The following is an 8767-nucleotide window of genomic DNA, read 5'->3' as shown; positions in this document are numbered from 1 at the left end:
GGACACTATCTGAACTAATATTTCGGGAGTAACTATATCTGAAACTCTATTATCAACACTAAACATATATTGCTTCAGAAGTTTTAGTTTTCTCTGCTTAAGATGTCGTGCCTGTAATCCCGAAAACCTCTTGTACTAGTTCCAGGTCTCTTTACTGTTTGAATGCTTACTAATAGCGTTGAGTACTTCGTTGAACAATTTATAGGCTTCCTTAACTGTTGGTTCCTCTTCAAGCAAAAGTCTAAATTTTACTGTGTCATCTTTGAATGCTCCTACACAATTAATTCCTTTTGATTGATTAAAATAGTATTCTTTTTTCAAAACACCTTCCTCTATACCTTGCTTGGGAGGTTTATTACAACCAATAATCACTAACGTGCTTATAAAAAGTACAATATTCATTGTAAATTTACTTCTTAACAACTGTGTTCCCCCTAGCTTGCCCTGTACATCTTTTACCTTGAAACCCACCTTTTATAGCTTATTCTTCTAACTTTAAATCCTTTTTCAACTTGGCTCATTTTCATTGTCCAAGGAATGGTTGCGCAACATTTCTAACTTTCTTTGACTTATCCGAAACCAAGCCTCCTATATGTAAATTGGCATTTATCATTAACTTCAACTTCATCTTACTAGATTATGGAAGATTGTGTTTTTGTCAAAAGTAGGTATGTTAATTTTCCTGGCAATAGAATGTTGCGGAAGATAGAATTAATACAAATATGAAAGCTCAAGAAAGTGGATTTAGAGGATGGGTATCAAAAAAGGTCATCAAGAGACTTTAAAACAGGAAGATGGGTGATTGTTTATAATTTCTGTAGAACCAAATTCCAAAAAACGATATTTATAAATGAGCAAAATGATAAATTTGTTCAATTCGTTTGAAATAATAGTCTTGCGAAACTCCCCACTTAAACAACGGGCGAGTTGATTCAGAAGGTTTGAGGAACCTATTTATTAAATTCCTTATTCAACAAGCGATGCAGGCTTGTCTAATAGGAACTCACAAAGGGAATGAGCATTTACTGTTAAATAAGATTAGACTATTAATGTTCAAATAAAAATGTTATAAGAAATCAATGTTATGCACATTAGTATGAAAATCCGAAGAATAATATACAAATAAATAGGAATTTGTGGAGTGATAACAATGAATGATTTCGAAGTTACCTTTGATGATTATAAAAGGTGGTTTGAAAAGTATAAAAAAAATAACGATGTAAGAGAAATAAACTTTCAGAACGAAGTAGTTAAAAAAATTTATAAGTGCCATCTGTGCCGACCTTGACATTGAAAATAGTGAAAAAAAAAGGACCAGACACGAATAGACATGATTATTTGCAATATTGCGGAACATACATCGATAAAACGGGGAAGGAAAAGGCATTTACCCCTGATTTAATAATAACTAAAAATTGGAACTGGCTAAATAAAGAAAACGATGTTGAATATCGCGCCGTTGTAGAGGTTAAATCACCGTATCTGCAGCCTATCTATAAGAAAGATTATGAAAAATATGGAGAAAACTTAAAAAAAGAACTAAGGTGTCATTTGTCTGCCAAGAATAATAATAAAGTTATTTTAACAGATGCGATGAAGTGGGAATTCTATAAAAAAAATAAAGAAGATAACGAATTAGTGCCAATACGAACATTCAAATTATATGATTTATCGGGTGGAAGGGGTAAATGGGAATGGAAAAAAGACCAACAAGGTATTGTGGAGAATGATGTTATTAAAGGATTGTTTGGAGATAACCTTACATATACGAAGCCGATAGAAGAGTTTGAGGAACTCAAGAACTTTTTAAAAGAATTTCTTAATAATGAAGAATAGCAATGAATAAAATTAGCATAATGTTAAGAAGAACTTCGCCTGCTTCAACTATCTTAAATGTAGATTGTCACAACAAATGATTGATTATTATAACTACATTCGGAACTAAATCATAGGAATAAACGTACATCAAAATCCTCCAAGAACTTTACTTTGACACTGCAGAAGATAAATTCACACAAGTCTCACGTTTACTTTTCAATCTAAAGGAAATTTATAAGTATGTATAGCTCTTGTCAAAATACAATTGTATGGTATACTTAGCTTATAGGATACCTGTTGCTGGTCCGTATGCAACTCAAACATAACGGATGTGTAAATCTGTTGCTGGTCCGTATGCAACTCAAACATAACGGATGTGTAAATCTGTTGCTGGTCCGTACGCAACTCAAACATAACGGATGTGTAAATTTGTTGCTGGTCCGTACGCAACTTAAATATAACGGATGCGTAAATTTTTTTAGAGCAGGATTTCTTCCTGCTCTTTTCTCGTTACTGGGGGTAAATAGCGTGTCAGAAAGTTTTAAAGTCTTTTTGTTATCTAGTGAGTTCTATACTATATGTGATTGGGGAAATTACAAGATTCCTATTAAACAGAATAGACCTGTTCTGATTTTAGCAATTGAGGATAGTACCAATCCTGATATTGTGAACTGCATCCCTATAAGTAAGGATGACGACAAGAATGATAAATATAAAAATTTGTCAGCGAGTAAGCCTGACTTAGTTCATCCCCTGGATGATATCAATCATTACGACAATTACTTGCTTATACAAAATATGTTCTACTTAAGAAAAGAGTTCATAGGAGCTCCTTTCATTGTTGATGGTAGTCATAGTGAAATCAAAAAAGAGGCTTTAAAGCGTGCGATTACGAAAAAAGTTAAAAAGCTCGACGCTTTATTTAAGAGAGGGTCTCTAAAGGGATTTGTACCTCGACAAGAAGTATACGATTTGCAATTGCAATATTTAGAACAGAAAGAGAAAGAGAAATTAGCTGTTCTTACTCCCTAGATTAGTTTATCTAATCTAGGTTTTTTATACAATCTTTGTTTATCTTGAATGTTCTTGTAAATACATTACAGCTTATTTAGTGGTCTGTATGCATTTAAAACCTTACAAATGGAAAAATTACAACGAAAGAGCCTTGCTCATTGTGTTAGCAAGACTCCATCAAAACCCAAAATAGTCCATCGAAGCAATCCTAATTAATGGGAAATTAATCTCCCCTAATAACTATAGTAATCCTAATAAAAGCTTACATTCCAATAATAGCTATTGTTATTTTTGTTTTTCCTATTAAGGTTAAAAAAGGCTCTTATCTAATAAACTTCTAACTTCTCTTGAAATTTCTTCGTATGATTCCTCTTGAAGAAGATGATATTTTTCAGTCAACTCAATTACATTCCCCTCAAAATCATAGTCTCCTAAATCGACTAACCTAAAATTAATTGCGAATCCTCAGGCTGTTCATTAAATATAAATTCCATCATTTTCTTTAAATTCTTCTCATCCTGGTCCTGCTGATTTGGAGAATCAATGATTATTGGACAAAATGTAGAAGTACTATATTTTTTCATTGTATGTAGAATGCTATAATAATAAGCCACCAAAGCACGAGGTACCCCGCTGCCACTCTCGTTAATTGTGGATGTTATGGGTTTGAAGCTGCTTTCCGCCACTGGATGAACATCAAGTCTCAACAGAAAAACTTTAATTAACTGAAAATATTGACTTTTAATTTCTTGGTGTCTTTTTTTATCTTCGATTTCTTTTTTAAACACATTAATATCTATGTCCACAACAACCGTGTGCTTTTGGTCTAAAAGTTTTTTCAGGACACTTTCGGAAACGCTTTTCTTTCTTTCCAATTTATCAATTTGTTTTTGATAAGTTATTCAAAAAAGCACCCGATTTATATTACTCTACAACCACATTCCCTACATATTCGGCAGTCCCTTTGTCCGTGAGCAAGTCAACTTCAATTAGATATTCCCCCTTCTCTTTAGGGAAGTGAAAATATCGATTTTTATCGAGTTCGATTTTTGATTTCTCACCCTCACTCCATAGGTGGATTGTTAGTTCGTCAACCCTAAAGTCTTCGCTATCGAAAATAATCAAGTCTTTTTCATTTGGGCTGACACTTTTCTGTGTTTGTTTTTTTGCTAACTGAAGGATGTCCTTCGTTTCTTTTTGATACTGTTTATCAGAATTCCAATCTATGTTTGCTTCTTTTAAGGTTATGTCACTTTCGAATAGGGTGACACTAGGGGGTGTAAAATCATAATCTTCTCCAATACATCCCGTTAATGTGAAAAGAATACCCAATAGCAACACACTTAGAACTTTTTTCATACAAATCTCCCCATTTTAACAATACTTATTCCGCAATCCCCTAAGTTTGTAGAGCAGCTACTGTAAATATAATACCATAAAAAGTAAGTTTCACCTTGTTATATTTAAAAGCAACAATCTCAACGAAAAAAGCCATTAAAAAGACACCCAAATAGGATGTCTTTCATATAAACAATTTAATGCTCAATGTGTTTTTAACCTTACCAATGTCGAAATATCAGATTGCCTCACGGTCATATTTTGCGTGTTCTCTTATAAATCTAGGGACATCTTTAAGGGTCTTTAGTGTATAAAAGTTCGATGTTGAATCTTCTTTAATCTCAAAACTGTTATTAAACGTCCATTCTAATTCTGCTGGGATGTGGACAGCGTTTATCCCCAACTCAATTGCTGGCTGAATATCAGTTTTTAATGAGTTCCCTATCATCCAAGTGGACTTCTTATCATAGTTTATTGAGTCTAAAACTTGTTTTAAGGCTTCAGTGTTTTTATGCTCGAATATAAACACCCTATCCTCAAAGTAGGTCTCTAACTCAAGCTGAATAATTTTTCTATTTTGATTCGCCTCGTCCCCTCCTGTAAAGAGGTATAACTGATGTCCTTGTGATTGCAACTCCTGCAACACTTCATACATAGATGGGAACGGCTGCACTTCTATCTGAAAAACTTCTTGACCAATTATTCGAACACGCTCAATTTCTTCCTCATTAGTTGCACGATTATTGACTTCACAAAAGTATTTATAAGTGGTTGCCAAAGATTCTGGAAACCTTGAAGAGTGTAAGCCGTGTTTTTCTACACTTTTTATGTCAATTTCCAATTGTTTTTCTTTTATTTCCTTTTTTGTTAATTTAGGAAACCATTCTTGAAGCTGAGAAGCAAAGTGATTTACCGCATCTCTAAAATATTTATTACAGTGAATTAATGTATCGTCCAAATCTAAAATCAATGTCTGTCTTTTCATTTGTAAAACTCCTTTGCAACAGTGTTGTATGGATATTATATGTAAGTTCATATTAACATCGTTCATAGAAATTACAATTTTGGTTTGCATTATTTTACAGTCATTGGGCTTAAGGAAAAAATTAATAACCTGTAATAACTAGCTGGTCAATTTGGTGTTTTATATTCTTTTCCCTTTTCACTATGAGTTATGCATAATTAAATAATGTAAAATCACTCTTTAAATTTACTTATCATTTGGATAAAAATAGTTATAATGTTGATATAATGGGTTTTTGGATTTTTATCCAACTATACTTTGATATATAATATAGTAGGAGCAGTAGCCGCTGCGGCTTCAAGCCGTCTAGCCCACAGAGCGGCAAACGTAGAGGATTAAAAGAAAAGCCGAAAGCGCCTTGGTCAGCCCTGACAAGCGCTGGTTTAAACAAAAGGGACTTGATGCCTTCAGCGGCTCAAGTCCCTTTTTAGCTTGTCTTCTTAAACTTCCCAATCGTCCAGCGAGTCCACTGTATAGGTTGGCATTTCTTCATACCCTTTCAGCAGTTCCCTGGTTGTTACTCCTGTATGGACGAGGAGTGTGTCCATCCCTGCTCTCATTCCTGCAAGGATGTCGGTATCGTAGTAATCCCCGACCATAAGTGTTTCCTCTTTTTCTGTCCCAAGTACCTTTAATGCCTGTTCCATGATCACAGATTCCGGCTTCCCGATAAAAATCGGATCTGTTTGTGTAGATACAGCAATCACGGAAGTCAACGAACCGTTGCCCGGCAGCAGTCCCCGTTCAGTCGGGATTGCGATATCCCCATTTGTCGAAATGAAGGTTGCCCCATTCCTGACCGCCAGGCATCCGACAGCCAGCTTTTCATATGTAATGCCGCGATCAATTCCTGAAACAACAAAATCAGCGTCTTCCCCTGCGAATTTCAGTCCTTTTTCCTGGATTGCTGTCTGGATTCCCTCTTCGCCAATAACATATACAGTCGCATCCTGTTTTTGCTCATGAATATAGTTGGCTGTTGCCTGGCTTGTTGTAAAAACCTGCTCCTCAGTCGTCGGAATATCAAAGCTGCGAAGCTTTTCCGCCACCTGTGCAGGTGTACGTGATGAATTATTCGTAACGAATAAATATGCAATTTCCGCTTCAATCAGCCTTTTAATAAAATCAGAAGCCGCTTCGATTCGTTCTGATCCCCGATACATCGTCCCATCCAAATCAATTAAATACCCTTTATATTTTTTCATAATAATCACTCCTAACTATATCGTTCCCATGTCATTTAAAAACGAATACTCCTATTTTATATAAGGCGGGCAATGAGTGCAAAGGACAAACCTCACGCCATTGTCAATCATCTAATGAATAAAAGAAAAGAGACCGCAAAATAACGGCCTCTTATGTCCTAATTACTTTTTAAAAGCGGAAACCGGCCCTAATTCATTCGTTAAGTACTCTCTCACTTTTACGGAAAAAAGCTTGAGATGATGAAGCTCGGACTTGAAGGTTTCAATCAGGCTGGCATGGTCCACGGCAGTATACTGCTGGACAAGCATTTTTCTGAACATGACGATTTTTTTCAACCCTGCGCTCATATCCTGAGTAACAACTTTTTCATCATTCAGGATATCAATGATATCTTCATAGCTTCCCGGGTCGCGCATGATGAAGCCATCGATCATCGCGTTGCCTACATCAAGCACAGCCTCTACCATCGTGTGCGCCGCACGCTCAAGGCTGATTTTTCCATTGGCGTTTCCCATGGTCCATTGCTTTCAAAAAAGTCGATTTGTCTCTCTAAAAACAGTAATGTTTCTTCGATTTGATCTCTGTCGACAAAGTACATTCATTATCACCTCATAAGATGCTAGACGGTTTTCAATAAGCCGGGACGGGCATAAAAATAACCTTGTGCCAGTTCAACCTTGTTCCGTGAGAGAACCGATGCCTCATGCTCATTCTCGATCCCTTCCGCAATGACGGTGGACCCCGCTTCCCTCGCAACAAGCAGCAGTCCTTTCAGCATTGACTCCTTCACAGAGTTCTTATCAATATTTTCGATGACGGAACGGTCGATCTTGATGACATCCGGCATGATTTCACTTATCGTATTCAAGCTGGCATATCCTGCTCCAGTATCATCAACCGCTATTTTGATTCCCATTCCTCTTAACACCTTTATATTATAGATAAAATTCTCGATTCCCTCAATCGAGTCCCTCTCGGTAATTTCCAAGGTAATCTGGTTGGGCTGGATCGTGTCATATGATTGCATCATGTTTTTCAGGTCCCGGACGAATCGGGAATTCCCAAGGGTGATCGGAGTGAAATTGATAAAAATATCATCCCGACAACCAGTCGAAGTGATTTGATCAAGCGTTTTTCTCAACACGATCATTTCCAGGTCATAGAGCGTATTCGTCTGCCGCGCAACAGAGAAAAGCTGCAATGGACTCTCTAGCGCAGTTCCCTCCGGCCCTCTCGTCAGCATCTCCCACGCCCGGATTTCCTTAGTCGCGACGTCTATGATTGGCTGTGCTAAAAGCTTGATATTCTGTTGCGCAATAATTCTTTTCATTTCATAAACCATTTCGTTGAATTCGGTTTGGATTCGCTTTTCAGCCATCGCAAAGGCTTGCTGATGCGCCTTTAAGACCGCTCCGTGAACGGAATCCACCGATTTATCGATAAAAATAAACCCAGTATCAAAGATAGGCTGGACAGTAGGATACTCCTGAAAAATCCTGCTCTCCGCTTCCCTGAGGATTTTCTTCATTTTCACATCAATTTCAGAGATACAGTACCTGTTATGGTCAATCCGCATGAACAGACTCAGGCTGTCGCTATAGTAATCATGCAGGACAATCATGTCCTCTTTGTCGATTTCCTTTTCAATAACGCTTCTAAAGTGCCGTTTCAAAGCCTTATGAAACTTCCAGCTCTCCTCACCAAGCTGTGAAGCAAGCTCCTGGTGATTCTTGATGGTGTATGCAATAACAGCAACTTCAAAGCCATTGTTAAAGGCTTTCTTTACCCCAGAAACGACAGGGTTCCGCAAAATGAACTGTGGAGGGTAATAACATATTGTAGAATGCGGCAACATTATTTTTCCCCAACCAAGCAGGTTGTCTAATATGCTAGTAACACGGCGGGCCATAGGTTTCAATCCTCTCACAAGATGACTAGAACTTTTTATTAATTGTACCATATTTAGCTAAAATAGACCTTTTTTCCTAGATAGTTATTTCGAAATATTTTTACTTCTTTTATATAGTGGAAATGTGGATAAGGAGGGCGTTGGTCTGCTTGGGGAGTGATTTCGAGATTTTGTGTTAAAAGCTAATGTGATTAAAGCTTGATTTTGACAGGACTTCTCACTTCTCTGTCAAATCTGACTTAATTCTGGATTTATCTTGACAGCGTTTCTGGCTTTCCCTTCAAAGCTGTCACAATTCCGGGCTTTTCTTGACAGCTTTTCTCGTTTTCCCTTCAAACCTGTCACAATTCTGGCTTTTTCTTGACAGCTTTTCTCGTTTTCCCTTCAAACCTGTCACAATTCTGGCTTTTTCTTGACAGCTTTTCTGGCTTTGACCTCAAACCTGTCACAATTCCGAG

The 8767-nt window shown here is 36.9% G+C and carries 8 protein-coding genes and 1 pseudogene; 2 read left to right on the top strand and 7 right to left on the bottom strand.

Going from position 1 to position 8767, the window contains the following annotated elements; genetic code table 11:
* Window positions 1–135 precede the first annotated feature (135 nt).
* Window positions 136–423 carry an IolE/MocC family protein gene (locus JCM21738_RS19770; protein WP_023626590.1) on the bottom strand — a complete coding sequence of 96 codons (288 nt, stop codon included), beginning with the start codon at window positions 421–423 and terminating at the stop codon, window positions 136–138.
* Window positions 424–1290: 867 nt separating this feature from the next.
* Here JCM21738_RS19770 and JCM21738_RS19765 point away from each other — a divergent pair.
* Together JCM21738_RS19765 and JCM21738_RS19760 are read left to right on the top strand one after the other, a co-directional pair.
* Complete coding sequence (locus JCM21738_RS19765) at window positions 1291–1836, top strand: hypothetical protein (RefSeq protein WP_035209963.1); 546 nt, start codon at window positions 1291–1293, stop codon at window positions 1834–1836.
* A 510-nt stretch (window positions 1837–2346) separates the two neighbouring features.
* On the top strand, window positions 2347–2850 hold the full coding sequence (locus JCM21738_RS19760) for a hypothetical protein (RefSeq protein WP_023626588.1): 504 nt from the start codon (window positions 2347–2349) through the stop codon (window positions 2848–2850).
* Window positions 2851–3272: 422 nt separating this feature from the next.
* Here the strand turns inward: JCM21738_RS19760 and JCM21738_RS19755 are convergent, their stop codons facing one another.
* From JCM21738_RS19755 to JCM21738_RS19730, 6 genes and pseudogenes are all read right to left on the bottom strand, one after another.
* Window positions 3273–3707 (bottom strand): hypothetical protein, encoded by a 435-nt coding sequence (locus tag JCM21738_RS19755; RefSeq protein WP_023626587.1) that lies wholly within the window; start codon window positions 3705–3707, stop codon window positions 3273–3275.
* 49 nt (window positions 3708–3756) lie between these two features.
* Window positions 3757–4191 (bottom strand): hypothetical protein, encoded by a 435-nt coding sequence (locus JCM21738_RS19750; protein ID WP_023626586.1) that lies wholly within the window; start codon window positions 4189–4191, stop codon window positions 3757–3759.
* Between the two features lie 217 nt (window positions 4192–4408).
* On the bottom strand, window positions 4409–5155 hold the full coding sequence (locus JCM21738_RS19745; RefSeq protein WP_023626584.1) for an HAD family hydrolase: 747 nt from the start codon (window positions 5153–5155) through the stop codon (window positions 4409–4411).
* Window positions 5156–5634: 479 nt separating this feature from the next.
* The gene (locus JCM21738_RS19740; protein WP_023626583.1) at window positions 5635–6399 is read right to left on the bottom strand and encodes a TIGR01457 family HAD-type hydrolase; all 765 of its coding nucleotides are present in this window, start codon (window positions 6397–6399) and stop codon (window positions 5635–5637) included.
* A gap of 162 nt (window positions 6400–6561) precedes the next feature.
* A pseudogene (locus JCM21738_RS19735) lies at window positions 6562–6998 on the bottom strand (DUF86 domain-containing protein).
* Between the two features lie 21 nt (window positions 6999–7019).
* On the bottom strand, window positions 7020–8255 hold the full coding sequence (locus JCM21738_RS19730; protein WP_023626581.1) for an EAL domain-containing protein: 1236 nt from the start codon (window positions 8253–8255) through the stop codon (window positions 7020–7022).
* Window positions 8256–8767 lie beyond the last annotated feature (512 nt).

The sequence above is a fragment of the Mesobacillus boroniphilus JCM 21738 genome (assembly GCF_000517385.1).
In the GTDB taxonomy this organism is placed as follows: domain Bacteria; phylum Bacillota; class Bacilli; order Bacillales; family Cytobacillaceae; genus Mesobacillus; species Mesobacillus boroniphilus.
This window is presented reverse-complemented; position numbering and strand designations above follow the sequence as displayed.

Bases quoted from the DNA above. Each gene is read 5' to 3' on its own strand.
- JCM21738_RS19750 (WP_023626586.1), bottom strand. From the start codon at position 4,191: ATGAAAAAAGTTCTAAGTGTGTTGCTATTGGGTATTCTTTTCACATTA.
- JCM21738_RS19745 (WP_023626584.1), bottom strand. From the start codon at position 5,155: ATGAAAAGACAGACATTGATTTTAGATTTGGACGATACATTAATTCAC.
- JCM21738_RS19740 (WP_023626583.1), bottom strand. From the start codon at position 6,399: ATGAAAAAATATAAAGGGTATTTAATTGATTTGGATGGGACGATGTAT.
- JCM21738_RS19730 (WP_023626581.1), bottom strand. From the start codon at position 8,255: ATGTTGCCGCATTCTACAATATGTTATTACCCTCCACAGTTCATTTTG.